Source organism: Lysinibacillus sp. RU7, assembly GCF_057837305.1.
In genome coordinates this window covers 1-26,211 of sequence record NZ_JBYQFK010000004.1, presented here as the reverse complement: position 1 = coordinate 26,211, position 26,211 = coordinate 1, and the positions used below count along the sequence as shown (strand labels likewise).

Annotated in this window: 26 protein-coding genes; 16 read left to right on the top strand and 10 right to left on the bottom strand. The window is 39.9% G+C overall.

Annotated features, from left to right (window positions below; genetic code table 11):
* Positions 1–19: 19 nt before the first annotated feature.
* From AC3II9_RS04130 to AC3II9_RS04105, 6 genes are all read right to left on the bottom strand, one after another.
* A complete protein-coding gene (locus AC3II9_RS04130) occupies positions 20–1,321 on the bottom strand; it encodes an MFS transporter (RefSeq protein WP_489153371.1) in 1,302 nt (433 codons plus the stop codon).
* Between the two features lie 47 nt (positions 1,322–1,368).
* The gene (locus tag AC3II9_RS04125; RefSeq protein ID WP_489153370.1) at positions 1,369–1,803 is read right to left on the bottom strand and encodes a DUF6526 family protein; all 435 of its coding nucleotides are present in this window, start codon (positions 1,801–1,803) and stop codon (positions 1,369–1,371) included.
* Between the two features lie 148 nt (positions 1,804–1,951).
* Complete coding sequence (locus AC3II9_RS04120; RefSeq protein WP_489153368.1) at positions 1,952–3,343, bottom strand: hypothetical protein; 1,392 nt, start codon at positions 3,341–3,343, stop codon at positions 1,952–1,954.
* A gap of 489 nt (positions 3,344–3,832) precedes the next feature.
* Complete coding sequence (gene rlmD, locus AC3II9_RS04115; RefSeq protein ID WP_489153366.1) at positions 3,833–5,212, bottom strand: 23S rRNA (uracil(1939)-C(5))-methyltransferase RlmD; 1,380 nt, start codon at positions 5,210–5,212, stop codon at positions 3,833–3,835.
* Between the two features lie 78 nt (positions 5,213–5,290).
* Positions 5,291–6,052, bottom strand: a complete 762-nt coding sequence (locus AC3II9_RS04110; RefSeq protein ID WP_489153364.1) for a polysaccharide deacetylase family protein — start codon at positions 6,050–6,052, stop codon at positions 5,291–5,293.
* A 195-nt stretch (positions 6,053–6,247) separates the two neighbouring features.
* Complete coding sequence (locus AC3II9_RS04105) at positions 6,248–7,147, bottom strand: TIGR01777 family oxidoreductase (protein ID WP_489153362.1); 900 nt, start codon at positions 7,145–7,147, stop codon at positions 6,248–6,250.
* A 95-nt stretch (positions 7,148–7,242) separates the two neighbouring features.
* On the opposite strand from AC3II9_RS04105, the gene recX reads away from it, so the two are divergent.
* The 3 genes from recX to AC3II9_RS04090 are packed head-to-tail and all read left to right on the top strand — an operon-like array spanning position 7,243 to position 8,646.
* Positions 7,243–8,049 carry a recombination regulator RecX gene (gene recX, locus AC3II9_RS04100; RefSeq protein ID WP_489153360.1) on the top strand — a complete coding sequence of 269 codons (807 nt, stop codon included), beginning with the start codon at positions 7,243–7,245 and terminating at the stop codon, positions 8,047–8,049.
* Positions 8,046–8,375, top strand: a complete 330-nt coding sequence (locus AC3II9_RS04095; protein ID WP_489153358.1) for a YfhH family protein — start codon at positions 8,046–8,048, stop codon at positions 8,373–8,375. The genes recX and AC3II9_RS04095 overlap by 4 nt, the downstream gene beginning before the upstream one ends.
* A gap of 1 nt (position 8,376) precedes the next feature.
* Complete coding sequence (locus tag AC3II9_RS04090; RefSeq protein ID WP_489153356.1) at positions 8,377–8,646, top strand: YfhJ family protein; 270 nt, start codon at positions 8,377–8,379, stop codon at positions 8,644–8,646.
* Positions 8,647–8,688: 42 nt separating this feature from the next.
* Here the strand turns inward: AC3II9_RS04090 and AC3II9_RS04085 are convergent, their stop codons facing one another.
* A complete protein-coding gene (locus tag AC3II9_RS04085; protein ID WP_489153354.1) occupies positions 8,689–9,675 on the bottom strand; it encodes a metal-dependent hydrolase in 987 nt (328 codons plus the stop codon).
* Between the two features lie 125 nt (positions 9,676–9,800).
* On the opposite strand from AC3II9_RS04085, the gene mutY reads away from it, so the two are divergent.
* The 9 genes from mutY to AC3II9_RS04040 all read left to right on the top strand — a co-directional run bounded on the left by mutY (position 9,801) and on the right by AC3II9_RS04040 (position 19,742).
* Positions 9,801–10,841, top strand: a complete 1,041-nt coding sequence (gene mutY / locus AC3II9_RS04080) for an A/G-specific adenine glycosylase (RefSeq protein WP_489153352.1) — start codon at positions 9,801–9,803, stop codon at positions 10,839–10,841.
* Positions 10,842–10,891: 50 nt separating this feature from the next.
* Positions 10,892–11,101, top strand: coding sequence for a hypothetical protein (locus AC3II9_RS04075; protein ID WP_489153350.1), 210 nt, complete (start codon positions 10,892–10,894; stop codon positions 11,099–11,101).
* A 313-nt stretch (positions 11,102–11,414) separates the two neighbouring features.
* Entirely contained in the window at positions 11,415–11,963 is a 549-nt protein-coding gene (gene ntdP / locus AC3II9_RS04070) for a nucleoside tri-diphosphate phosphatase (protein WP_391375341.1), read from the top strand.
* Positions 11,964–12,119: 156 nt separating this feature from the next.
* Entirely contained in the window at positions 12,120–13,865 is a 1,746-nt protein-coding gene (locus AC3II9_RS04065; RefSeq protein ID WP_489153348.1) for an ABC transporter ATP-binding protein, read from the top strand.
* Positions 13,866–14,055: 190 nt separating this feature from the next.
* Positions 14,056–15,075 (top strand): ABC transporter ATP-binding protein, encoded by a 1,020-nt coding sequence (locus AC3II9_RS04060; protein WP_489153346.1) that lies wholly within the window; start codon positions 14,056–14,058, stop codon positions 15,073–15,075.
* The gene (locus AC3II9_RS04055) at positions 15,050–16,030 is read left to right on the top strand and encodes an ABC transporter ATP-binding protein (protein WP_489153344.1); all 981 of its coding nucleotides are present in this window, start codon (positions 15,050–15,052) and stop codon (positions 16,028–16,030) included. The genes AC3II9_RS04060 and AC3II9_RS04055 overlap by 26 nt, the downstream gene beginning before the upstream one ends.
* Before the next feature lie 34 nt (positions 16,031–16,064).
* Positions 16,065–17,696 (top strand): ABC transporter substrate-binding protein, encoded by a 1,632-nt coding sequence (locus tag AC3II9_RS04050; protein WP_489153342.1) that lies wholly within the window; start codon positions 16,065–16,067, stop codon positions 17,694–17,696.
* Positions 17,697–17,830: 134 nt separating this feature from the next.
* Positions 17,831–18,835 carry an ABC transporter permease gene (locus tag AC3II9_RS04045; RefSeq protein WP_489153340.1) on the top strand — a complete coding sequence of 335 codons (1,005 nt, stop codon included), beginning with the start codon at positions 17,831–17,833 and terminating at the stop codon, positions 18,833–18,835.
* 13 nt (positions 18,836–18,848) lie between these two features.
* Positions 18,849–19,742, top strand: coding sequence for an ABC transporter permease (locus tag AC3II9_RS04040; protein ID WP_489153338.1), 894 nt, complete (start codon positions 18,849–18,851; stop codon positions 19,740–19,742).
* 88 nt (positions 19,743–19,830) lie between these two features.
* Here the strand turns inward: AC3II9_RS04040 and AC3II9_RS04035 are convergent, their stop codons facing one another.
* Complete coding sequence (locus tag AC3II9_RS04035) at positions 19,831–20,922, bottom strand: FUSC family protein (RefSeq protein WP_489153336.1); 1,092 nt, start codon at positions 20,920–20,922, stop codon at positions 19,831–19,833.
* A 61-nt stretch (positions 20,923–20,983) separates the two neighbouring features.
* Positions 20,984–22,270, bottom strand: coding sequence for a glutamate-1-semialdehyde 2,1-aminomutase (locus AC3II9_RS04030; RefSeq protein ID WP_489153334.1), 1,287 nt, complete (start codon positions 22,268–22,270; stop codon positions 20,984–20,986).
* A 120-nt stretch (positions 22,271–22,390) separates the two neighbouring features.
* Between AC3II9_RS04030 and bcp the strand changes: the two genes are divergently transcribed.
* From bcp to perR, 3 genes are all read left to right on the top strand, one after another.
* Positions 22,391–22,852: a thioredoxin-dependent thiol peroxidase gene (gene bcp, locus AC3II9_RS04025; RefSeq protein ID WP_489153332.1), complete on the top strand. Its 462-nt coding sequence runs from the start codon at positions 22,391–22,393 to the stop codon at positions 22,850–22,852.
* Between the two features lie 5 nt (positions 22,853–22,857).
* Positions 22,858–23,802: a D-2-hydroxyacid dehydrogenase gene (locus AC3II9_RS04020; RefSeq protein ID WP_489153330.1), complete on the top strand. Its 945-nt coding sequence runs from the start codon at positions 22,858–22,860 to the stop codon at positions 23,800–23,802.
* A gap of 177 nt (positions 23,803–23,979) precedes the next feature.
* On the top strand, positions 23,980–24,435 hold the full coding sequence (gene perR / locus AC3II9_RS04015) for a peroxide-responsive transcriptional repressor PerR (RefSeq protein ID WP_489153328.1): 456 nt from the start codon (positions 23,980–23,982) through the stop codon (positions 24,433–24,435).
* Between the two features lie 104 nt (positions 24,436–24,539).
* On the opposite strand, the gene AC3II9_RS04010 is transcribed toward perR, so the two are convergent.
* Complete coding sequence (locus tag AC3II9_RS04010) at positions 24,540–24,884, bottom strand: YgzB family protein (RefSeq protein ID WP_391375306.1); 345 nt, start codon at positions 24,882–24,884, stop codon at positions 24,540–24,542.
* 137 nt (positions 24,885–25,021) lie between these two features.
* Between AC3II9_RS04010 and AC3II9_RS04005 the strand changes: the two genes are divergently transcribed.
* Positions 25,022–25,915, top strand: a complete 894-nt coding sequence (locus AC3II9_RS04005; RefSeq protein ID WP_431027958.1) for a nucleotidyltransferase-like protein — start codon at positions 25,022–25,024, stop codon at positions 25,913–25,915.
* Positions 25,916–26,211 lie beyond the last annotated feature (296 nt).

The following is a 26,211-nucleotide window of genomic DNA, read 5'->3' as shown; positions in this document are numbered from 1 at the left end:
GTTTTTGCTTACCGTGTTTTTAGGCTGATGAATTCACCATTTTATTTTTTTTCTTTATGTGAGCCCAAATAACAACAGGGACTAAAAATAGGGCTAAGTAAGTACCGATAAATCCTAAATAAGCATAACTTGAATAGGCAACTACGACACCAGATAACAGACTACCAGCTGATCCACCTAGCGCTACCCATACGTCGATGGAGCCTTGTGTTTTGGCACGGTTGTGAATCGTCGTGGAGTCAATAATAATGGCTGTCCCACTAATTAAGCCAAAATTCCAACCTAATCCTAATAACATGAGTGCAATGGCTAACCAAATTAGCGAATCACCTGGTGCGAAAGCGGCTAACAAGCCTGCTAATGCTAATGTAATACCAGAAGCAATGACGACAAATGTGCGTCCTACTTTATCAACGAGTAATCCCGTACCGAGTGACGGTAAATACATCGCCGCAACGTGTAATCCAATGACCATGCCGATTGCACTTAAGCTACTGCCATGTCCTTGCATATGAATCGGTGTCATCGTCATAATCGAAACCATAATAACATGTGACAGTACTAATACAAGGGCTCCAACGAAAATGCCAATACGATTTACTTTCTGTTGTGTGCCGTTAACGGTATTCGTTAATTTCATCTGTTGCTGTTCTTGTTGTTCTGCGATGGCTTTCGCCACAAGTAATGGATCGGGACGCAAATAAATGAACAGTGTCAGACCAGCTAAAATATAAGCCACTGCCGCTAACATGAACGGTCCAGTTAAAGCGGGCATACCGAAAGCTGTTGCTACTTTTCCCATCGGCGTCACTAAATTTGGTCCTGCAACTGCACCAAATGTTGTAGCCACCATAGCGATACTTGTCGCTGTTGCTCGTTGCTTTTCATTGGCCAAATCAGTTCCTGCATAGCGTGCCTGTAAGTTTGTCGAAGTACCTGCCCCGTAAATAAATAACGCAATAAATAATAATGCGACACTATTGAGATTGGCCGCAAATATGACACCAATTGCCCCAATCCCTCCAGCGATGAAGCCAAAAGAGAGCCCGTATCGACGTCCTAACCGTTGTGAAAGTCGTCCTACGATAAATGCGGCGAGTGCTGAACCGAGTGTAAACAGTGCAGAAGGTAATCCAGCAAAGCTTTCCGTTCCGAGCATATCTTTTGCTAGTAAAGCACCTACCGTAATCCCCGCTGCAAGCCCTGCCCCGCCAAATATTTGAGACATCAATACGATGATTAATGTCCGTTTATAAAGTTTTTGCTGTGCAGCAGTTGAGCTGATATATTGATCGAACACAGCGGAATTCTTTTGATTCATGAAATCGACTCCCTTCTACACCTTATACATAACAAGGTATAAAACTGCTACACACGATGGTGATCAGCTCGCCACGTTTGGATAGCTTGTTTAATATCTGTTGTTGATAGGTTTTCTATTAACGTTCTTTCTACTAGTTGTACATACTCTTCATCGGATGCAAAACGTAATGCGATGAGTTGTTGTGTTGTAATGCGATTATCAATACGTTTATTTGTTAACATATAGTAGCGCAATTGTTCTTCTGTACGAATTAAACGATCTTGTAGTGTTAACGCATAAATACGCGCAAGCATACCTGGAATAATAGCTAATATTACGACACCTAGTAAAATGAGCAATGCTACTGAAAATGTTTTATGCATAACATTATAAACTATGTATATGATAATAGACAAAAGCATAACAAAGCTTAATGGTAGCCAGACAAAATGCTGTAATGGATGAAATCTCGTATGATTCGTTGCGGATTGCTGTTTCACTTCTTCACCTCCTATTATACCTATATGGGTATTATATAGATTTAGAGATGAAGAAGCGATTAATTTGTTTGCGGTTGTATGTTTGATGAGTACTTATAAGCACAGTAAAAAGAGGCAAGGGTGATTGCCTCTTTGTAAATAACTAAATTTAAATTAAAAATACAGCGACGATGGTTGTAACAATTAATCCAATGACAACAGGGATAAGGTTTCTCCGGGCAAGCTCAAACGGACTGACATTACAAATGGCCGCGGCTGGGATGAGTGCCCACGGGATAAGCGTTCCACCACCAACCCAAATGGCCGCAATTTGACCAAGTGCTGTTAAGGTAGCGGTGCCTTCTCCAATCGCAGTCCCGAATAAATTACCGATGGACCCAACGAGTGAGATCCCTGAAAATCCAGAGCCATCTAATCCTGTAATAGCGCCTACTCCTGTTAGCGTCATAACGGCGATTTCTTTAGTAAGAGGGACGATTGCGGCTAAAGCCACACCAAGATCATTCACAATGCCGTGAGATGTTTTTGGTAAATAATCCCCGATAATGGCCGTGAAGCCGGAGTCACCGAGATAGAAGAAAGCTGCAATTGGAATAACAGGACCAAACACCTTAAAGCCGAATTGAAAACCTTTAACAAAATAATTAGTTGTTTCCTCAAGCCCTTTCTTCTTATGAGCAATGATACACAGTAGTAGTAAAATGAATACCGATGTACCACCTATTAAAGCAGTGGCATCCCCGCCTTGTAAGTTGAATATAGCCATCGCGACTACATCTAAAATAAACGCTATCGGGATTAAAATCGCAAAAAATCGTTTCTGTGTCATCGTGAGTAAATCTTCTGTTTTTTCTTGCTCGATTTCGCCTTCGTATGCTCCGACTAATTCCAGTTTTCCACGTTTCATATCGCGTCTTAATAAGAAGTAGGCAACAAGCGTTGTGACAACGCCCATTGTTATAACAAGTGGTATGCTCGCAGCAACGACATCTGCTACTGGAATCCCCGCTGCATCTGCTGTTAGCTTTGGTGCTCCTTGAATGACGAAATCACTCGACAATGCAATGCCGTGACCAAACAAGTTCATTGCTACAGCAACACCAAGTGCAGGAAGTCCAGCCCGTATCGCAACGGGGAGTAGCACAGCCCCTAAAAGTGCGACAGCTGGCGATGGCCAGAAGAACCAAGAAATGATCATCATTAAAATCCCAATCGTCCAATATGCCAGTGTTGCATTTTTAATGATTTTTGTAAATGGCGCGACCATTACTTCATTAATCCCTGTTTTGGCGAGTACACGACTCATCGCCACAATAATGGAAATGATAAGAATGGTTGATAATAGCTCGGTAATGGCATAAATGAAGCTATTAAACACCCCACTAATGGAAGCCGTCAGATCCCCGGTTGCTACAATCGCAATAATGAAAATCCCTAAAATACAAATCAGCGTTGTATCGAGTCGTTTCACCATAAATCCTATGATGAGGACGATGAATACAATATATATCCAATGGAGAGCCACTAACTCAATCCCCATAGTCTCCCTCTTTTCCTTTTTGTATAGCATATGGAAGGAAAAGATAGGTGGTGAGCGCCTAAAAATAATAAATAATTTTGGGAGCTGTAGGGAAAAAGCCTAGTTTATTCTTATTAAAAAAAAGATATGTTCTCACTCCTATGTTTTATTAGAACAGGATAACAATATGAAAAGTAGAATGGAGAACTACTAAAAGCGGACATGGCTTTATGAATGCTTATTTGCAAACAAATGAAAAGAGGCTTCCCTTTTTAGGAAAGCCTCTAGGTGACACTTATCATTCATGAAACGTAACGTGGCGGATCATCCTGTGATGTTGAATCTTTTGCGCCAGATTTACTCATCGTAGTAACCCTCCTGTTTCATGATCGATTAGAAGTGGAACCGAACTTAGTATGACCTACTAGTCACTTTTTATTCATGAATGTGTTACATGTTTTTATCAAATAATCACTGCCTGCTTGTAGGCGAAATGAAAATTTAAAAGTACTATCTTTTTTCTTTTAAAATGAGTTGTGAGACACATTCCACATGACTCGTCTGAGGAAACATGTCCACTGGTTGAATGTATTTCACCTCATAAAGCTTTGAGAGCTCTTTTAAATCCGTTGCCAGTGTGGAAGGGTTACAAGATGTATACACAATGCGTTTTGGTTGAATCTTTAATACGGTTTTAATAAAGCTTGGCGCGAGGCCCGTGCGCGGTGGGTCGACTGTTACGACATCCGGTGTAAAGCCTTCACGGCGCCAACGAGCTAACCAGTCTTCAGCTGTCCCTGTGTAATAGCGAGCATGTTTAAAGCCATGGTTACGTGCATTCGCTTTTGCATCTTGAATGCTTTCCGGTACGATGTCCATGCCGCGCACTTCTTTCGCTTCGCCTGCTAGCCATAAACCAATTGTACCAACACCGCAGTACGCATCTACAACTGTTTCTTTCCCTGTCAGCGCGGCTGCTTTTTTAATTTCATTATATAAATGAACAGTTTGTTCAGGATTTAATTGGAAGAATGCACGAGACGATAAATCAAACGCTAATTCACCTAATTCTTCATGAATCGTTTCCTTGCCGTCTAATACAATCGTTTCATCACCAAAAATCAGTGACGTTTTTTCACGATTAATGTTTTGTGTAATCGAGACAATCGCTGGGTGTAGCTTTTTCATACGGGCAATAAACTCTTCTTTATGTGGGAATTCATTGCGTGTTGTAACGATACAAAGTTGTGTTTCACCTGTGCGCATGCCTGTACGGACGACGATTGTACGCACGAGACCGTTTAATGTTTTCCCGTCATAAATCGTAATCCCTAGCTTTTGTAATGTTTTACGCGCGTCTACTGTAATACGCGATGTAATCGGGTGCTGTACTAAGCAATCGTTAATGTTTAACAGCTTATTTGAGCCTTCTGTGAAAAGACCAGCGTATACACGCTTACCTTCTTTTCGTACTTGGAACTGACTTTTGTTGCGATAATTCCATGGATTGTCCATACCAAGTGTTGTGCGGATTTCTGTATGTTCTGCGATATCGCGCGCGTATTTTTCCATCGCTTGTACGACGATATCTCGTTTATTTAGAAGCTGAGCCTCGTATGTCATATGTTGCAATTGACAACCACCGCACTGTTCATACACAGCACATGGTGGCTCTTGACGAGATTCGCTACGTTTACGAATCGTTAAAATTTCTGCTTCCGCAAAATTCCGCTGAAGCTTTGTTACTTTAACGGTTACTTCTTCTCCAGGAATTGCGCCTTTTACGAATACAACATTGCGTTTATAAAAGCCAACACCTTCTCCATTAATGCCGAGCCGTTTAATCGTTAACGGAAATTTTTGACCGATTTCCATTGTTACTTGATTCATTGCCTTCACGTCCTTTAAGTTCATCGCATTATTATAACGGACGGAAGAGCGAAAGAAAAGGAAGCAGGTGGAACTAAATTATTTTTTATATAAATCATCTAATGAGCCGAATGTGTATCCTTGTGCTTTCGCATCTTTAATAAATTTTGGAATGGCATCTGCATTATCTTCCGCAACCGTGTGCATTAAAATAATCGCTCCTGGGTGTAGCTGCTTCATAAGTTCGTTGTAGGCATAGTCTCCACCACGGCGTACATCCTTTTCCCAGTCTTTAAAGGCAATCGACCAGAAAATATGACGATATTCATGCTTTAACCCGGCTGCGAGCACAGCTTCATTGTAGACGCCTTCTGGTGGACGTGTATAGTACGTGCGTTCGATACCTGCTACCTCTTTTAGCTTTTTATCGAAATTTTTCCATTCTGTCACCATCTGTGCTTCGGATAAACGAGCCATGTTCGGATGTTTATCGGAATGGTTGCCGATAATGTGTCCATCTTTCACCATTCGTTTCACTAAATCAGAGGCACTCGTTACGTAATGACCTGTTAAGAAAAATGTAGCGGAGACATCCTCTTTTTTTAATGTATCCAAAATCCTTTCGGTAAAGCCGTTTTCGTATCCGTTATCAAATGTTAAGTAAATCGTTTTGGACTCTGGATCACCACGGTAGATAGCATCATATTTCGTCAGCATATTTTCAAGCTCACTGCCAATTTCAATTTGTGCACCACCGGATGCTTTTTTGAATCCCCAGTGCAGTTCATCTGCAAAAGCAAATGATACGATGGAAAACAAAATGATGGTAATACTAACAGCAAGACCAATTGTTTTTTTCATAAAAAATGCAACCTCCTTTTTACACGTAGGTTGCGACCGTATCGTTTTACTATACATGGATTTTCATGGTGTGAATGTGAAAGGGAGTTTGAAAATTATGGATCTTCATATAAGAAAGACATTATCTCGAACTATTTTAGTCGAGATATGTCTTTCTAAGAGTGATTGGGGTTATTATTTGATGTTTTTTCTTATCTACATATTATACAAATCAACAATGGCATCTTCTAAGGATGCGAATTTAAATTGATAGCCTGATTGTAGCAGTTTTTCAGGTACGACATACTGTCCTTCTAATACAAGCTGACTTTTTTCGCCGAGTGTGAGTTTTAATGCAAAGCTTGGAACAGGGAGCCAGTGTGGACGATTTAACGCATGCCCGACTGTTTTTCCAAATTTTTTCATCCGTTTTGCATTCGGTGATGTAACGTTGATTGGTCCTGCTAGTTCAGGCTTTTCGATTGCGTGAATGATGGCCCCACACACATCATCCACATGAATCCAAGATAGCCATTGCTCACCTGAGCCTACTGTCCCACCTACAAACAGCTGATAAGGCAAGGCAACTAATGGTAGTGCGCCCGCATCCCGTGCTAGTACTACACCAAGCCTCATTAAACAAACGCGAACGCCTAACGTAGCTGCGCGACTCGCTCGCTCCTCCCAATCAGCTACTGTTTTTCCCAGGAAATTTTTTGCTAAATTTACTTCGTTTTCTGTATAAACATTCGATGTGGAAAATGGATAAATACCGATTGCACTTGCGTTGACAAGTACTTGTGGCTTTGTTTCTAAATTTTCAATGATGCGAATGACTTCATCCGTTGCGTTCATTCGACTAGTATAAATAGCACTTTTTCGTTCTTCTGTCCAGCGTCCTTCATTTAAGGATACACCTGCTAAATTGACGAATGCATCAATACCTTCTAACTCTTTTTCCGGTGTTTCGCCACCGAGCCATTTTACATAGCGAATGCTATTTTCTTCTTTTGTTTTCCCTCGCGTTAAGACAATCACTTCATCGCCACGTGCTTTTAATAATGCACATAGTCTTTTGCCAACTAATCCTGTACCACCTGAAATTGCTACTTTCATTTCCAGCACCTCCAAAGCTTTTCTTTCCCTATTATATCCAATCGTGAAACGTTTCGTAAAAATATGTATACTAGAGAGAAAAGGAAGGTGAACGCATGCAGGTTATTACAAAAATAGGTCGTCAAAAAAATAACAAAGAGCGGTATAATATTTATTTGAACGATGAATATGCGTTTGCAGTAGATGAAGGTACACTTATTAAATTTGGCTTAATAAAAGGCAAAGTGCTCGAGCAGTTTGATATCGATGAAATTACATACGAGGATGAGATTGCGAAAGCCTTTAATAAAGCCCTATCGTTTTTAAGTTTTCAAATGCGGAGTGAATATGAAGTAAAGAAAAAATTGCAGGATGCGGGATACGGAGAAGCCGTTGTGTTAGAAGCGATCCGTAAACTCGAGGCACTTGGATTTTTAAATGATGAAACGTATTCCAAAGCATTGCTGGAAACAAAAAAACGCACAATGAAAAAAGGTCCCCATGCTATCAGGCAAGATTTAAAGAAAAAAGGAATCGACAAATCATTGCAAGATGAAGTGCTTGAGTCGTTTTCATATGAAGAACAACTTGAAATTGCAATACAATTAGCAGAGAAAGAAGTACGAGCAGGAAACCGAAAAACACCGGCACAAGTGAAACAAAAAATCCAAGATGTGTTGCTGCGAAAAGGGTATTCCTTTAGTATTGTAAGCGATGTGTTAGAACGCATTACGTTAGAGCGTGAAGAAGATGAGTGGGAAGAAATGATTGCCGCGCAAGGGGAAAAAATATGGAGCAAGTATGCAGCCAAGTTTGCAGGAACTGAGCGCAACTTAAAAGTAAAGCAAGCTCTTTACCAAAAGGGCTTTCCTATAGAAGTAATCAATCGTTTTATTGAAGAAAAGGAGCAAGAAGAAGCATGATGGAAAAAAACTATGCGACGATGACAGAACATGAGTTACGCGAAGAAATTGCACGTTTAAAAGAGAAAGCACGTAAAGCAGAACAGCTAGGGATTGTGAATGAGTATGCTGTATATGAGCGAAAAGCATTAATGGCAGCCGCATATTTAGTGGACCTAGATACGATTGTGCCAGGCGAAATGTATAAAATCGATGGCTCACCAGGGGAGTACTTTATGGTAGAACGTTTAAAAGGACGCTTTGCTTGGGGGTACCGTTTAGGGGGCGACCGTTACGAGGAAGCACTACCAGTATCAATTTTAGCACCGATAAAGGCAGGGAAGTAATATGGAAGCAAATATCGCAAAGTTAACAGAAGAGTTGCTAGCGAAAAACCCTGAAATGCCAGCAGGACGAGCGCGTGTGTGGGTAGAGCTATTGTGGAGTGATTATGAAGCCACTTCGGCGAAGGCAGGCTATGCATTTCGCGGAGCAGAGTACACAGAAAACTTAGTTCGTCAGTTAATTACAAGTTACGGCGATAAGCTCCATTTATTTGCCGCACGTAATCCAAAGTATGCCCATTTACTAAACACATCTGAAGATACGGTGCAATAAACAAAAGGCTCACGCTAACTTAGCGTGAGCCTTTCGCACACTTTATTCACTCGCCCCGATTTGTAGCTTGCGCTGTAGTTTATCCTCGCTGAAAATCCAACCTGTATATGAATTAACGACTTCTAAATTATCATTTACATGTGCAACCGCAACAAAAGGATAACGATCATTACTACGGTAGCGTAAGTCGATTAAACGTACTTCTGTTAAACCGCTCGGTAGTTCAGCAATTTCCCAACGGTACAGCGGAGAAAACGAGACAAATGAGCGCAAATTTTCATCTTGCATAGCGGCGTTTACATAGGGTGTGCGCGGTAATGGAACGATTTCAAATTTATCGTAAATATTCACCGAACGACGATAGGCACGACCGACATAATAATGCGTTTTAGAGGCAGCGGCAATGCGCCAATAAAAGAATCGCATCGTGGGCGCTACAATTACGTATTCTTCATCTTGAATCGTGTTGTGTACCGCTTGTTTAACCGCTCTTTGCACCATAAAACGTAAAATATAATAGCCTACAATAATGACATACATGACGCTGAACGTCCATACAGGATTTGCCCCGAACACCCATAATACAATCCCTACACAATGCAGAGCAAAAATAAATGGATCAAATGTATTAATAACACCAAGTGCTACCCATTTTTTTGAAAGTGGGCGAAATGCTTGTGTACCATAGGCATTAAAAATATCAACAAATACATGGAGAAAAACGGCGATTTGTGTCCACAGCCATAAGTGCAATAGGTTGGCGTCGGGGACAATTGACGATAAAATAGCCGTAATGGCAATAGGCCAAAGAATAGTAGCAGGTATGGAATGTGTAATGCCGCGGTGATGACGTATATAAATCGCATTATTGCGTAATTTTAAAATCGTATCTACGTCCGGTGCTTGCTGCCCCAAAATCGTACCAGCCATAACAGCACCGAACATGGCTGAGCTTTCTGCAACGACGGGATCGACAAGTGCTAAACCTCCAATGGCAATACCCATGACTAAATGTGTACCTGTGTCCAAAGCAATCAACTCCTTGTATATGGCAACGAATATACGAACAATGATGGGGAAAAATTAACATTTCCTATCATAATTAATAATATACCCTTTAAAGCAAAAATAAAATCGAATTATAGGTGAATTAAATGAATTATGAATATACAGAAGAATTTCGCAAAGAATTAGTGGATTGGTTTAATCGAGAAAAGCGGGATCTACCTTGGCGACATACAATCGATCCTTATAAAATTTGGGTTTCAGAAGTAATGCTTCAGCAAACGCGTGTAGATACAGTCATCCCTTATTACAATCGTTTTGTAGAAAAATTTCCTACACCGCAAACGTTCGCCTATGCCCCAGAAGAGGATATTTTAAAAATGTGGGAAGGGCTTGGCTACTATTCACGCGTACGAAACTTACAAGCAGGTGTACGAGAAGTAGTCGAAACATATGGTGGGGTTGTGCCGAATAACCGAGTAGATATATCTAAACTAAAAGGTGTAGGTCCATATACGGCAGGTGCTGTTCTTAGTATTGCTTATGGCAAGCCGGAACATGCAGTAGATGGGAATGTAATGCGTGTATTAAGTCGTGTACTGCACATTCATGATGATATCGCATTGCCGAAAACAAAAAAAATATTTGAAGAAGCCGTAACAGAACTAATTGACCCAAACAATGCATCTTCTTTTAATCAAGGCTTAATGGAGCTTGGGGCACTGATTTGTACACCAACTTCGCCAAAGTGTTTACTATGTCCGGTTCGTGAGTATTGCCGCGCATTTGAAGCGGGCGATGCTGCACAGCTGCCAGTAAAAACAAAAAAAACAAAAATGAAAAATCTACACTATAAAGTATATATTGTACGTGACAAAGAAGGACGTTATTTATTAGAAAAGCGTGATGCGAATGGGCTGTTGGCAAATATGTGGCAGTTTCCGATGATTGAAATAAAAAAAGAGGAAGATGCATTAAATAAATTAATCCAACAGTATGATGTGAAGGTGAAGGTAGAGCATGGAAAAGTACTTACATTTAAACACATCTTTTCACATTTAACATGGCATATTGAAGCAGAGCTTGTGGAAGTGGAAGCAACCAATGATGAAAAATTTTTTACACGAGAACAAATCGAGCGTTTACCTATGCCAGTCCCTATGTTAAAAATTTGGAATGAAATTAAATGAATAAAAAATTCTGCGCGGTACACAATAGGTAGCGTGGAGGTGAATTCATCATGAAAAGAAATCAAAACAAACAAAATAATAACAACAACAACAACAACGAGTTCCTGAACAACAACCAGAACCAAAACAATATGGAGGAGTTCGGCAACGAACAAGATTTCCAACAGTTGCAGCAACAACGTAATCGAGTTGAGCGTCAAAACAATCAACAAAATCAACAAAACCAACAAAACCGCCGCAACAATAACAACAATATGTAAGACAAGCTAAATAGCTATGTCTGCAGTGAAATGTTGTTAAACGTATGAATTCCCTGCAAAAGTCGGTGTGTCTGTTAAAGACATGCCGGCTTTCTTATTAGGTAATGGAACCGTGGGTAAATTAGTGAAGCCTTTCTTGCTTTTCTCACCAAGATTAACACTATTTCGTCAATTGACAAAAAAGCGCCTTGTTTTTACAACGTATTGCGAAATTTATGTTTTTCTAACTACACCTTTTATTCATCCATTGTTATAATAAGTAGGAGACTGCTAGATTATAGATAGCGTAGACGACGAAAAGGTGGGCTTCAATATGGCATTACCCGTAGAAGGCGAAACGATACAAATACATAGCTATAAGCACAATGGTCGTATCCACCGTGTCTGGCAAGAAACAATGGTTTTGAAAGGTACAAAAAATATTGTAATTGGTGCAAATGAAAAAACACTTGTAACGGAGTCAGACGGTCGTACGTGGCTCACAAGAGAACCTTCCATTTGTTATTTTCATGCGGAACACTGGTTTAATATTATTTGTATGTTGCGTGAAGATGGCGTGTACTATTACTGTAATATGAGTTCACCGTTTGTGTTTGATAACCATGCCTTAAAATATATTGATTATGACTTGGATGTGAAGGTTTTTCCCGATATGTCTTATACATTGCTTGATGAGGATGAATATGAGCAACATAAACAAGAAATGGCCTATCCGGAAGTCATTGATAAAATTTTAAAGCGCAACTTAACAAAATTAATTAGCTGGATTCAACAGCGACGAGGACCGTTTGCGCCAGATTTTATCGAAGTTTGGACAAACCGCTATGAACTGTATCGTGAAATCCAAGCAGACCAACAGTAAAAAATAAGTTATGACTAAAACATAGACAATACTAAATTTGTCTATGTTTTTCTTTTGGGAGGCTTTGGTGAGTGAGGGGAGATATAGTGATTAATTCATCACCCTAAAATGTGATATAGTAATAAACATTGCGAAAAGAATGAAGGGGAGAAGCAATTGGATAGTATAAAGAGATATATGCGCTTTGTTAAGCCGTATAAGTGGTTATTAATGTTTACAATTGTAATTGGCATTTTGAAATTTGCTATTCCACTATTTTTACCGTGGTTAGTACAAATTATTTTAGATGATATTTTATTGGAAGAAAGTTTATCAGCTGAGGAGAAAACAAAGCAACTATTTACATGGATTGGCATTGCACTTGTTCTATTCTTCGTGGTACGTCCACCAATTGAATATTACCGCCAATATTTTGCACAAAATTTAAGTAATAATATTTTATTTGATATCCGGAAAGAGCTATATGGGCATTTGCAAAAGCTAAGCTTAAAATATTATGCGAATACGCGCGCAGGAGAAGTCATTTCGCGTATGATCAATGACGTAGAGCAAACGAAAAACTTCGTGATGACGGGGCTTATGAATTTATGGCTCGATTTAGTCACAGTCATCATTGTTGTAGCGATTATGTTTTCCATGGATGTAAAGCTGACCATCGTTTCGTTAATTGCACTTCCATTTTACGCGTTTAGTGTGAAGTATTTCTTTGGGCGATTACGTGCATTAACACGTGCGCGCTCACAAGCTTTGGCAGGTGTACAAAGTTACTTGCATGAGCGTGTAACAGGCATGAGCATTATTAAAAGCTTTACGCTCGAAAAACATGAACAAACGATTTTCGACGAGACAAATGGGGAATTTTTAAATAAAGCATTAACTCACTCGCGTTGGAATGCGAAATCATTTGCGGTTGTCAATACGATTACGGATATCGCGCCGCTACTTGTGATTGCTTATGCAGGTTATGAAGTGATTCACGACAATTTATCCATCGGGGTGATGGTTGCTTTTTATGCTTATATTGAGCGGCTGTACGGACCACTACGTCGTTTAGTTAGTTCATCAACAACATTAACACAAGCCATTGCATCGATGGACCGGATGTTTGAGTTAATGGATGAAAAATATGATGTAGAAAATAAGCCGAATGCTCTAGAGCTAAAAGAAGTAGAAGGAAAGCTTGCCTTTGAAAATGTCACGTTCTATTACGAAAAAGAAGGTAAAACTATTTTAGATCATGTAGATTTTACAATTGAGCCGGGGCAAACAGCGGCATTTGTTGGGATGAGTGGTGGCGGTAAGTCGACGATTGTTAGCTTAATTCCACGTTTTTATGATGCAAGCACAGGAGCTATAAAAATAGATGACCGCGATGTACGTGATGTGACATTAACATCACTTCGTTCGCAAATTGGTATTGTGTTGCAAGATAATATTTTGTTTAGTGATTCGGTGAAACAAAATATTTTAATGGGCAATCCAAATGCAACTGATGAAGAAGTCATTGCTGCTGCTAAAGCGGCCAATGCGCATGATTTTATTATGAGTTTACCACAAGGTTATGACACAAAAGTCGGGGAACGAGGCGTAAAGCTATCAGGTGGTCAAAAACAACGTGTAGCGATTGCGCGGGTATTTTTAAAAAACCCACCAATCCTCGTTTTAGATGAAGCGACATCTGCGCTCGATTTAGAAAGTGAGGCACTCATTCAAGAGTCACTTGATCGATTAGCACACGACCGTACAACAATCGTCATCGCCCATCGTCTATCCACGATTACACATGCAGATAAAATTTTCGTCATCGAGTATGGACAAGTGGTTGAATCAGGTACCCATGAGGAGCTTATGGCAAAGCAAGGTGCATATTATAATTTATTCCAAGTTCAAAAGTTAGATTAAAGAGAGGCATTCGCCTCTCTTTTTTATTTTTATATAGATTCTCCAAAACGGAATAAAAGAGAAAGATTAATATTTTTGCTGCTTCGAGAATACTATTAATAAAAGATAGAAAAATTCTACTTTCAAAGATAAATAATAGTCCGTTTTGATACACAGAATGCAGTGCCATTTTTGAAAAGGAGGCAGCTCGATGGATTCAGATCAATTACTTGAAGTGAAAAATTTAGAAACGACATTCTTTTCAGATGATGGAAATATTGTAGCAGTCGATCAAATTAGCTTTTCTGTTCGTGCCGGTGAAATCGTGGGGATCGTTGGCGAATCAGGATGTGGAAAAAGTGTGACCTCTCTATCCATTATGGGGCTTGTACCGAATCCACCAGGGAAGGTTACAGGAGGAAAGATTTTATTAAATGGCAGAGATTTAACGTCTCTTTCGGAAAAAGAAATGCGAAAAATCCGTGGAAAAGAGATGGCGATGATTTTCCAAGAGCCAATGACCTCACTTAACCCACTTTTTACGATTGGAAATCAACTGGTAGAGGCATTGTCAATCCATCATAAAATGTGGTTTAAAAGACGTGCGAAAAAAAGGGCTATGGAAATGATGAAGCTCGTTGGTTTACCTCGTCCCAAAGAGTTGATGAAAGAATATCCACATCAATTATCAGGTGGCATGCGTCAGCGTGTCATGATTGCTATGGCATTGATTTGTGATCCGAAAATTCTTATTGCCGATGAACCAACTACCGCATTAGATGTAACGATTCAGGCGCAAATTTTAAAGCTAATGAAAGATTTAAATAAGCGATTACATACAGCCATTTTGTTTATTACACATGATTTAGGTGTAGTAGCAGAAACATGTGAGCGCGTTATTGTGATGTATGCGGGGCAAATCGTGGAAGAAGCACCTGTAAAAGAAATATTTAAAAATCCGCAACACCCTTATACGAAAGGGCTAATTCAATCTGTCCCAGACATGCGATTTAAAAAGGAGCGTTTGCACTCGATTCCGGGAAATGTGCCGAAGCCTGGTTCGATTATGACAGGATGCCGTTTTGCGCCTCGTTGTCAGTTTGCACAGGAACGGTGTCTACAAGAAAATCCGCCTATGTATAAAGCGACGGATGGGCATGAGGCGCGGTGCTTCTTAGTAGAAGAAAGGGCAGGAGGTGAAGTATATGACGAAGTTGTTGTTGAAAGTTGAGCATCTGAAAAAATACTTTCCGATTCGTACCGGTTTATTTTCTGCAAATAAAGGAGAAGTAAAAGCAGTGGATGACCTTTCCTTTGAATTATATGAAGGAGAAACACTCGGCATTGTAGGAGAGTCGGGTTGTGGGAAATCGACGACGGGGCGTGCCATTATGCGACTTTTTGAACCGACAAGTGGAAAAGTGACTTTTGACGGTGTAGAGCTAACCGCATTATCGGAAAAAGAAATGCGTAAAATGCGGCGAGATATTCAAATGGTGTTCCAAGATCCATATGCTTCTTTAAATCCTCGTCATACGGTTGAAAGAATACTAGAAGAGCCGCTTATCGTACACGGAATGGGGAAAGCGAAAGAGCGAAAAGAAAAGGTCCATGAATACTTAGAAATCGTTGGATTAAGTGCGTATCATGCAAAGCGCTATCCGCATCAATTTAGCGGAGGGCAACGGCAGCGTATTGGCATTGCCCGTGCATTAATGACAAATCCGAAGCTCATCATTGCCGATGAACCCGTATCTGCATTAGATGTATCGATTCAAGCGCAAGTATTAAACCTGATGCAAAAGCTACAGGAGGATTTGAAGCTAACGTATCTATTTATCGCGCATGATTTAGGTGTTGTTCGACATATTAGCGACCGCGTTGGCGTAATGTATCTCGGACGTATGGTGGAGCTTGCGGGTAGCGATTCACTTTATGAAGAACCACTTCATCCGTATACACAGGCATTATTATTAGCAGTTCCGATTCCTGATCCGCTACATCACCGGGAACCCATTGTATTGGAAGGGGATATACCGAGTCCTTCGAATCCACCAGCTGGCTGTGCATTTCATACACGCTGCCCGTATGCGAGTGACATTTGTAAAGTGACAGCACCATTGTTTAGAAAAGTAAAACCAGGTCATTCTGTTGCTTGTCATTTATACAATGATGTGCAGCACTAATGATAAAAGTGAAAGAAATAAGGAGGGGTTTAAAATGAATAAAAAAGTTTGGTCACTTGGGCTATTATTGCTCCTGTTAACGCTTGTGCTTGTTGCCTGTAATTCAGATGCAACAGACGATTCGGCAACAACGGACACAGGTACTGAAAGTGAGACAGAGGGAAATGGTGAGAATGATGCACCAACGTCACCACAAGTGTTAGTGTTTGGGCGTGGTGGCGATTCCGTATCACTTGATCCCGCTATTGTAACAGATGGCGAATCATTTAAAGTAACTAAAAATATTTTTGAAACATTACTAGAGTTTGGTGAACAAGATACAACAGTAAATCCTAGCTTAGCAGAAAGCTGGGAAATTAGTGACGATGGGTTAACGTACACATTCAAATTGCAACAAGGTGTTAAATTCCATGATGGGACAGATTTCAATGCGGAAGCTGTTGTGAAAAACGTGAATCGTTGGAAAGCTGGAACAGAAGAAGACTTCTATTACTTCAATTCCATGTTTAAAGCAGAAGGGGCAGATATTATTACAGATGTTATCGCGGAAGATGAGCATACAGTCGTATTTACATTATCTCGTCCACAAGCACCATTTTTAAAGAACTTAGCGATGAGCCCATTCGGCATCGCATCACCAACTGCGTTTGAATCAGCGGGCAATTCATTTGGCGACAATCCAGTTGGTACAGGACCGTTTAAATTTGTTGAGTGGAAGCGCAATGATTCGATTACGATTGAAAAGTTTGCAGATTACTGGCAAGAAGGATTACCAAAATTAGATCGTGTTATTTTCCGTTCAATTCCGGATAACTCAGCACGTTTAAATGCTTTAACAGCAGGTGATATTGATTTAGCTGATGGGATTAATCCATCTGATGGTACTTCAATTGAGTCGAATGCAGCACTTCAATTAATCGAACGTCCATCTATGAATATTGGTTACTTAGGTTTAACGAATACACGTCCACCATTTGACAACAAATTAGTACGTCAGGCGGTGAACCATGCGATTAATAAGCAAGCCATTGTAGATGCATTTTTCGAAGGGCGTGCAGAAGTAGCCGTCAATCCGATGCCATCATCAATTAGCGGCTATAACGATGAAATCGAAGGCTATGAATATAGCCCGGAGAAAGCAAAGGCGTTATTAGCAGAAGCTGGTTATGATGGCTCTCCAATTGAACTATGGGCAATGCCAGTGCCACGTCCATATATGCCAGATGGGATGAAAGTGGCGGAAGTGATTCAGAAAAACCTTGAAGATGTAGGGATTCCGTCAAAAATTGTGACATATGAATGGGCGGTCTATTTAGAGAAGACGAAGAACGGGGAAGCGGATGCGTTCATGCTTGGTTGGACGGGTGACAATGGTGACGCAGATAACTTCCTATATACGTTACTAGATAAAGATAATATCGGAAGCAATAACTATGCATATTACTCAAATGATGCAGTGCACGATTTATTAATCGCGGCACAATCGGAAATTGACGAAAATGTGCGCAATGATTTGTATAAACAGGCGCAAGAGATGATTCATGCGGATGCACCGTGGGCACCATTAGCACACTCGACACCATTACTTGCGGCAAAATCAACGGTAAAAGGTTTCTTACCACATCCAACAGGCTCTGATATTTTATCGAATGTATCAATGGAATAGTGAAATAGAAAGGGAGGAATATTGCCTCCCTTTTTTCTAAAAAGATAAGAGCATAGCGATTTGTCTGTTTGAACGGTATGTAGCTCCAGCGCTTGTCTAAATTTCTAGCAAATTCTTTAGAAGAGGTGAAGACAATGCTTCACTATATTATGAAACGGCTTATTCATTTAATTCCAGTCTTACTAGGAATGTCTATTATTGTCTTTTTAATTATTCATGCCATTCCAGGAGATCCGGCGCAAGTCATTTTAGGTCAACAAGCAACAGCAGAGGCCGTTACAGCATTGCGTGAATCATTGGGGTTAAATAATCCGTGGTATGTCCAGTATTTTAGCTACTTGCAAGATATCGTCACGGGCGATTTAGGAGACTCCTTGCGTACACGGCAACCGATTACGACAGAAGTTTGGCCGTATTTAGCTGCTACATTTGAGTTGGCATTTTTCGCGATGGCGATTGCTGTTATTGTCGGTATGAACGCGGGCATTATTTCAGCATGGTTCCAAAATTCAAAGTTTGACTACATCGTGATGTTGATTGCATTAGTCGGTGTTTCGATGCCAATTTTTTGGCTTGGATTAGTTGAACAATGGCTTTTTAGTATTAAGCTCGGGTGGCTCCCAACTTCAGGCCGTGAAGAAGTACGAGATCCGGTCATCGCTATTACGCATTTTTATTTAATCGATACGTTGATTCAAGGACGTTTTGATCAGTTTGTTATCGTATTAAAACATTTAGTGCTACCGGGTACCGCGTTAGCGACGATTCCAACAGCCATTATCGCTCGGATGACAAGAGCTTCTATGCTAGAAGTGATGCGTTCAGATTTTGTCCGTACGGCTCGCGCAAAAGGGCAACGCATGTTGATTGTCATTTATAAACATACACTGAAAAACGCGTTAATTCCTGTGTTAACGGTAATTGGTTTACAAACAGGGCTGCTGTTAGGTGGGGCCATTTTAACAGAAACGATTTTCAGTTGGCCAGGTATTGGTCGCTATATTTATGAAGCAATCGGCTACCGAGATTATCCTGTTATTCAGTCAGGGATTTTAATCGTCGCATTTTTATTCGTCATGATTAATTTACTTGTAGACATTTTATATACCGTTATTGACTCAAGGATTAAATATAATTAGGGGAGGATGAGAAATGTCTCAGATTGTATCCAATGCGCCCATGCAAGAAATCAAAGAAGAAAAAGTAGTTGGTCCATGGAAAGAAGCGTGGCGAAGCTTTAAAAAAAGCAAATCAGCTCTTGTTGGCATGGGGATTGTGCTATTTTTCATCCTTCTCGCTATAATTGGTCCTTACATTGCACCGCAAGGGATTAATGAGCAAAATTTAGCTGAGCGTCTAGCTCCTCCATCGAGTGAGTACTGGTTTGGGACGGATGACTTAGGACGCGATATTTTTTCACGCATTTTGCATGGGACACGTATTTCATTAACGGTTGGTTTTACAGCAGTCATTTTATCTGCCGTTACGGGGAGCTTTTTAGGTATTATTGCAGGTTATTATGGACGCTGGCTCGATACGATGATTTCACGGTTGTTTGATATTATGCTCGCTTTTCCAAGTATTTTATTAGCCATTGCGATTGTATCCATTTTAGGTCCGTCTTTACAAAATGCTTTAATTGCGATTGCGATTATTAACGTCCCGAATTTTGGACGACTCATTCGTTCACGTGTACTCACCGTGAAAGAAGAAGAATATATCCATGCGGCTAGAGCAATCGGGATGAAAAATGCCCGTATTTTATGGCGCCATATTTTACCGAATTCGATGACGCCGATTATTGTACAAGGGACTTTAGCGGTTGCTACAGCGATTATTGAAGCAGCAGCATTAGGATTTTTAGGACTTGGCGCAGAAGCACCTACACCCGAGTGGGGGAAAATGTTAGCAGATGCGCGTATTTTTTTACTGAATGCACCGTGGGCAATGATTTTCCCAGGGTTGGCGATCATGCTAACGGTGATTGGCTTTAACTTAATGGGCGATGGCTTACGCGATGCACTTGATCCGAAGATGAAAAATTAGACACGTACAGGGGCTTTTCAACGGGCTCCTATTTTTTATGGGTAGCTTCAACTCACGTAAAAAAACCGGCAAGCGATTCGCTTACCGGTTAATAAAACTCTTCTTCTAAATCCACATTTTTTTCTTTTCCGTGATAGCTACGATACGACACGATGAGCGTATCTAAATGCTCTAGATTTTCCTCATAATCTAAAATACGCGATAAAATATAGAGTAAGTGATAACTTGAAAATTCCTCTTCATCTTCTAGCTCTTGTGCTAAGGCAATTTGTTTAATGAAAATTTCCATCACTTCATTGCGCTGCAAATATTCCTCGTGTTGCATCCACTGTGAATGTTCAGGCTTTAATTTCCCTGTGTACTTAAGTAACAATTGCTCATGGTACGTCAGTAAGAAATCGAGTCGTTCTTGAATCATGAGACGGAACTGTTCAGGTAAATTGCCGAGTTCGTTTTCATGTTTGTGTAGCCGCTGCAGTAGCTCTAAACTTTTTTTAGAAGTGATTATCATTTGGCGATACACGACAAGTTTACGAGCCTTTACAAATTTTTGATTGTGGAAGTATCTCCGTTCCTCTTTGTAAAAGTCATATAAATTATCCACTTCACTCATACGAGTTGTTAATTTTTTTAATGCCGTCTTCGTTGATGTATGCTCACTTGCTTGGCGAACCGCAAGGCGCGTCCAGCGAATAATATCATCTTGAAGCGCGTTAATCGTTTTAAATAATTTCACTTCATAGCGCGGTGGGATAAACACTAAATTCACAATAAACGCTGCAAAGACTCCGACCATGACCGTAGTAAAACGAATAAGACCAAACATTAAAAAGTCATCGCCCTGAATTTCCATAATGGCAACAACCGTAACAAGCGCTAATGTTACTGATTTTTCGAGGTTAAATTTCATCATTAACCCGATAACGATAATGGCTGCCATGCCAATGGCAACAATATGATGGCCAAATAGCAAGCCAAAGATCACCGCAACCGCAGCGCCGATTAAGTTCCCTTGAATTTGCTCTAAGATACTTAAATAAGAACGATAAATAGACGGTTGAATCGCAAAAATCGCAGCGATTCCAGCAAATACCGGCGAAGGTAAATGGAGTAGCTCAGCTAAAAATAGTGCAAATATAATGGCGACACCAGTTTTGAATACACGGGCACCTAATTTCATAAAACGTGAAGCCCTCTCTTTCTATGTGATAATCACTGAAGACACTTCGCCGGATGATTTCTTATAGTTGTGAAAATGCGTAATCAACCGCAGCGATTGTCTCTAAAATATCTTCTTCTGTATGTTCCGTTGTTAAGAACCATGCCTCGTACTTAGAAGGTGCTAAATTTACACCTTTTGAAAGCATTAGTTTGAAGAAATGACCAAAAATTTCACCATTGGAGTTTTCGGCTTGTTCATAGTTTTCTACTTTCTCATCTGTGAAGTAAATTGTCAATGCTCCTTTTAAGCGATTCACCGTAATTGTCACATCATGTTTCTTAGCGGCTTCTAAAATGCCTTTTTCAAGGATAGCACCGAGACGATCCATTTCATCGTATACACCAGGTTGTGCTAATACTTCAAGGCAGGCGATACCTGCAAGCATAGACGCTGGATTCCCAGCCATTGTTCCCGCTTGGTATGCTGGCCCAAGTGGTGCAACAGTTTCCATTACTTCTTTTCGGCCGCCGTAAGCACCGATTGGTAGACCACCACCAATGACTTTCCCCATTGCCACTAAATCAGGTGTTAAACCTAACATCGTATGCGCTGCACCATAATGGAAGCGGAATGCTGTAATGACTTCATCGTGAATTGTCAATGCGCCGTATTGTTTTGCAAGTGCATGTACATGTTCTAAGAAGCCAGGGTGCGGTTCCACAATACCGAAGTTCCCAACGATTGGCTCGATTAAAATACCGGCTACTTGGTTGCCCCAACGTTCCATCGCTAAATTGAATTCTTCTATATTATTAAATGGTACGGTAATCACTTCTGTTGCAACGGATTGTGGTACCCCTGCAGAATCAGGAGAGCCGAGTGTTGCAGGACCAGAACCAGCAGCTACTAATACTTGGTCAAAGTGACCGTGATAGCAACCAGCGAATTTAATGATTTTATTGCGATCTGTGTATGCACGGGCAATACGAACAGTCGTCATAACCGCTTCTGTACCCGAGTTGTTAAATCGTACTTTGTCTAAAGTAGGAATAGCCTCTTTTAACATTTTCGCAAATTTCACTTCATGCTCAGTTGGTGTACCATATAATACGCCTGTTTCTGCTGCATGAGTAATTGCTTTTGTGATATGTGGATGACCGTGACCTGTTACGATTGGACCGTATGCTGCTAAGTAGTCAATGTAGCGATTACCATCTACGTCCCAAAAATATGCACCTTTCCCACGCGCCATGACAACAGGTGCGCCACCGCCAACTGCTTTATATGATCGAGATGGGCTATTCACACCACCTACGATATGTTCGCATGCTTCTTTATAAATTTCTTCGGATTTTGAATGATTCATTGTTTTGCCTCCAAACTTAGTTTGTCATGTCTATTGTAGTCCCAATCTCTTTGAAACGCCAAAGAAATTGAAAGACTGACGAGACTTCGGTACGATAGAGAAAAGATAGGGAGGGATTCGATGTCATTGTTAAATCAAAAGGCACCAGATTTCACGTTAGAAAATGAAAAGGGCGAGCAAGTGAGTCTGTCTGATTTTAAAGGAAAACAGGTGGTGCTTTATTTTTATCCGAAAGATATGACACCAGGATGTACGACGGAAGCATGTGATTTCCGTGATGCGTATGAAGATTTTTCTTCATTAAATGCAGTGATTTTAGGGGTCAGTATGGATGATGCGAATAAGCATACAAAATTTATTGAAAAGCATGGTCTACCATTTTCGTTACTAGTGGATGCGAATCATGAAATTGCAGAAAAGTACGGTGTATGGGTGCTAAAGAAAATGTACGGCCGTGAATATATGGGGATTGAACGCTCTACATTCCTGATTAATGAAGAAGGAATCATTGTAGCGGAATGGCGTAAAGTAAAAGTGAAAAATCATATTGAAGCGGTATTATCGCAGTTAAAAGGGGAATAAGAGAGATGCGCGTCTATTTTACATTTGAACCAAGGCCAAATTTAAGTAAGCCATTAGTAGAAGAGTTTCCTGAAGTGGAGTTCATTTTTGAGCAAGGGGTTCGGGACGATGTGCTTCGCGAAACGGATATTCTTGTCACATACGGCGAAGATTTAACGGACGACAAAATTGCGGTCGCGGAGAAATTACAGTGGATTTTTGTGGCCTCTGCAGGGGTCGAGAAAATGCCAGCGCAAGCTATTGCCGAGCGCGGCATTTACGTATCGAATGTGCGCGGTATTCATAAGAAGCCAATGACCGAATCGATTTTAGCCCATATTTTATCATTAAAACGTGGGCTACCGAGTATTTATGCCCAACAAGCTCGTAGTGAGTGGAATAAAAAAGTTCGGTTAACAGAGTTAAACGGTAGCACAGCACTTATTTTAGGACCAGGAGCCATTGGTCAGGAAATTGGGTGTATTCTACAGGCGTTTGACGTACATACAATAGGTATTAATAGTTCAGGGGAAATGGCCCATTATATGAACGAAACATATCCGATGGCCGATTTGCTACAGCATTTATCAAAAGCGGATATCGTCATTTCCATGCTGCCAAGTACGCCAAAGACAAAAAACTTAATCGGGCGTGAACATTTTGAAGTGATGAAGGACAGTGCGATTTTCATGAACTTTGGTCGTGGGGATTTAGTAGAGGAAGATGTACTTGTACAAGCGTTACAAGAAAACCTCATTGCTCACGCAGTATTAGACGTGTATGCAGAAGAGCCATTACCAGCTAACAGTCCGATATGGCAATTGAAAAATGTGACGGTATCACCGCATTTATCCAGTCATTCATCCCGTTATGTAGAGCGTAGCCTGGAAATTTTTAAACCAAGTCTTCGTAAATGGTTAAATGGAGAGAGACAGCTCGAAAACGAAATGGATCTGTTAAGAGGTTATTAAAAGGAAACACTTTTAATTCTCAATTAATTTAATTTAATTGAGAATATTTTTAGCTAAAACGCTCTTTTAATGTGGGAAAGTATGGAGATAGCTAAGGAATTGTTGACAAGTTGTGGATAAATTTCGTACACTGTTTGTAACAATTATAAATTAATAATTATTTATGAAATGAGGTGCATGGCGATGTCTGATGAAATGCATTTAAAAGACGCATTAGACACGTTAAAGACTACGGGTGTTCGAATTACTCCACAGCGTCATGCTATTTTGGAATATCTAATTAACTCCATGATTCATCCTACAGCAGATGATATATATAAAGCGCTGGAAGGTAAATTCCCAAATATGAGTGTCGCGACAGTTTACAACAACTTACGTGTGTTCCGTGAAGTGGGACTTGTAAAAGAGTTGACTTATGGAGATGCAGCAAGTCGTTTTGACTTTGTCACAAACGATCACTACCATATGATTTGTGAATGTTGTGGTAAAATTGTAGACTTCCACTATCCTGGTCTTAACGAAGTAGAACAATTTGCTTCGCATGTGACAGGTTTCCAAGTAAATTCGCATCGTCTGGAAGTTTACGGAACTTGCCAAGAGTGTCTGACAAAAGAAAACAAAACAGCGTTATAGCATGTGAACCTAGTAGTAAAACAGCTACTAGGTTTTTTATGTTTTAAGATAAGTGATGAGCTTACTTGTAGGAAAAGAAAAAAGCTAGCGCTAACCACCAGCCTTTAATTCTTCTTATTATAGCTTTGATCGAATTCTTTTCCTTCGAGTGTAGGATCTAGTGTCAGTGGTTCGTTACAGTACATGCACATATCGACACGACCTAGTACTTTTGTGTGTTTACCGCAATTCGGACATTCGACTTGTACAGCTTTGGTTGACAATAAACCAATCCAACCATAGACGACTGTACTTCCAATCACACATAATAGTCCAAGTGACATAAAGATCAGTACTAAAATTTGATTTTCGCGGAAGAAAATCGCACCGTACATAATAACAAATCCAATAAAGATAAGTGATAGTGCAAATGAACGGATTTTATTTATTTTGCTAGAATACTTCTTCATTTTATTTGCCTCCCAATCTAAAATTACTATACCATAGATTGAATTTATTTTAGAATTATAATCTTTTGAAAGGATTTACTAAATAGTACGTCGAACATTTCAGCATAGTAATAGTGTAAACTTTAGGGGGTACTTTTATGGAACACATTTTACGTCCAATCTATCAGGAGCGTGCGAGTCATCCTGATACATTAGGTGTAATATTGATTAATAAACGTGATGATGCCATCAATCTAACAGATACATTTGATTCGGTATTATTAATTATTGTAAAAGAGGCGGATCAACCTATTTTTACAAAGCATTATTTGTATAGTGATACGAAGATGGTGATGCACGTCGTAACTGAAAAACGTTTACGAAAGTGGCTTTTCATTGGCTCGAACCGAAAGTTAGTCGATTGGATTTTCTTCGGGAAAGTGCTCTTTGACCGAAATGAATTTTTATATAAATTACGTTCTGAACTACAAGAGTTTCCGTTTTACGGACGTAAAATTAAAACCGGTATTCAATTTAGTAAGTTAATCCGCCGGTATTTAGAAGGGAAGGAGTTTTTTGAACGAGGTGATTATTTAGATGCCTATAATTATGTAGTGGAGTCGCTCCATCATCTTGGGCGTTTATCGGTCATTGATAGTGGTCTGTATCCTGAAGTGACAGTGTGGGCGCAGGTGAAAAAGATTGAACCAGCTGTGTATAAACTATATGAAGAATTGATTACGAGTAATGAGACATTGGATAAACGATTAGAGCTATTATTTCTAGCAAGCGAATTCCTCATTAATTCAAGAACGCACGATGGAGCTCAACATATAGTAGAAGTAATGCTTACTAAACCGACTTGGAAAATTCAAGAGTTACACGCGCATGAAGAGTTAAGTTATTACTCTACGGATTTAGAAGTATTTGTCGAGTATTTAATTGATAAAGGCTACATTATTGTAGAACCTGTAATCGCAAAAAATGAAATCGTATTCCATCGTCATTATCGAGTAGACAAACAGTTTATTGAAAGCGAATATGGCTTATAGTATAGTAATCGAGGCATGTGTAACATGCCTCGAAATTTTTTTTGAAAAAGTGTTGACATTTAATATTCCTGTATTGTAATATATTAATTGTCGCTAAGACGTGACGCTTTAAAACATAAATTTCCGAGAGTCATAAAAAAACTTTTTTAAAAAAAGTTGTTGACAATCGAAAGTAGAAATGTTAAATTAGAGAAGTCGCTGAAACGAGCGAAAAACAATATGAACTTTGAAAACTGAACAAGCAAAACGTTAACAATAAATGTTTCTGAATAAGAAACAAAATTTTGGACATCAAA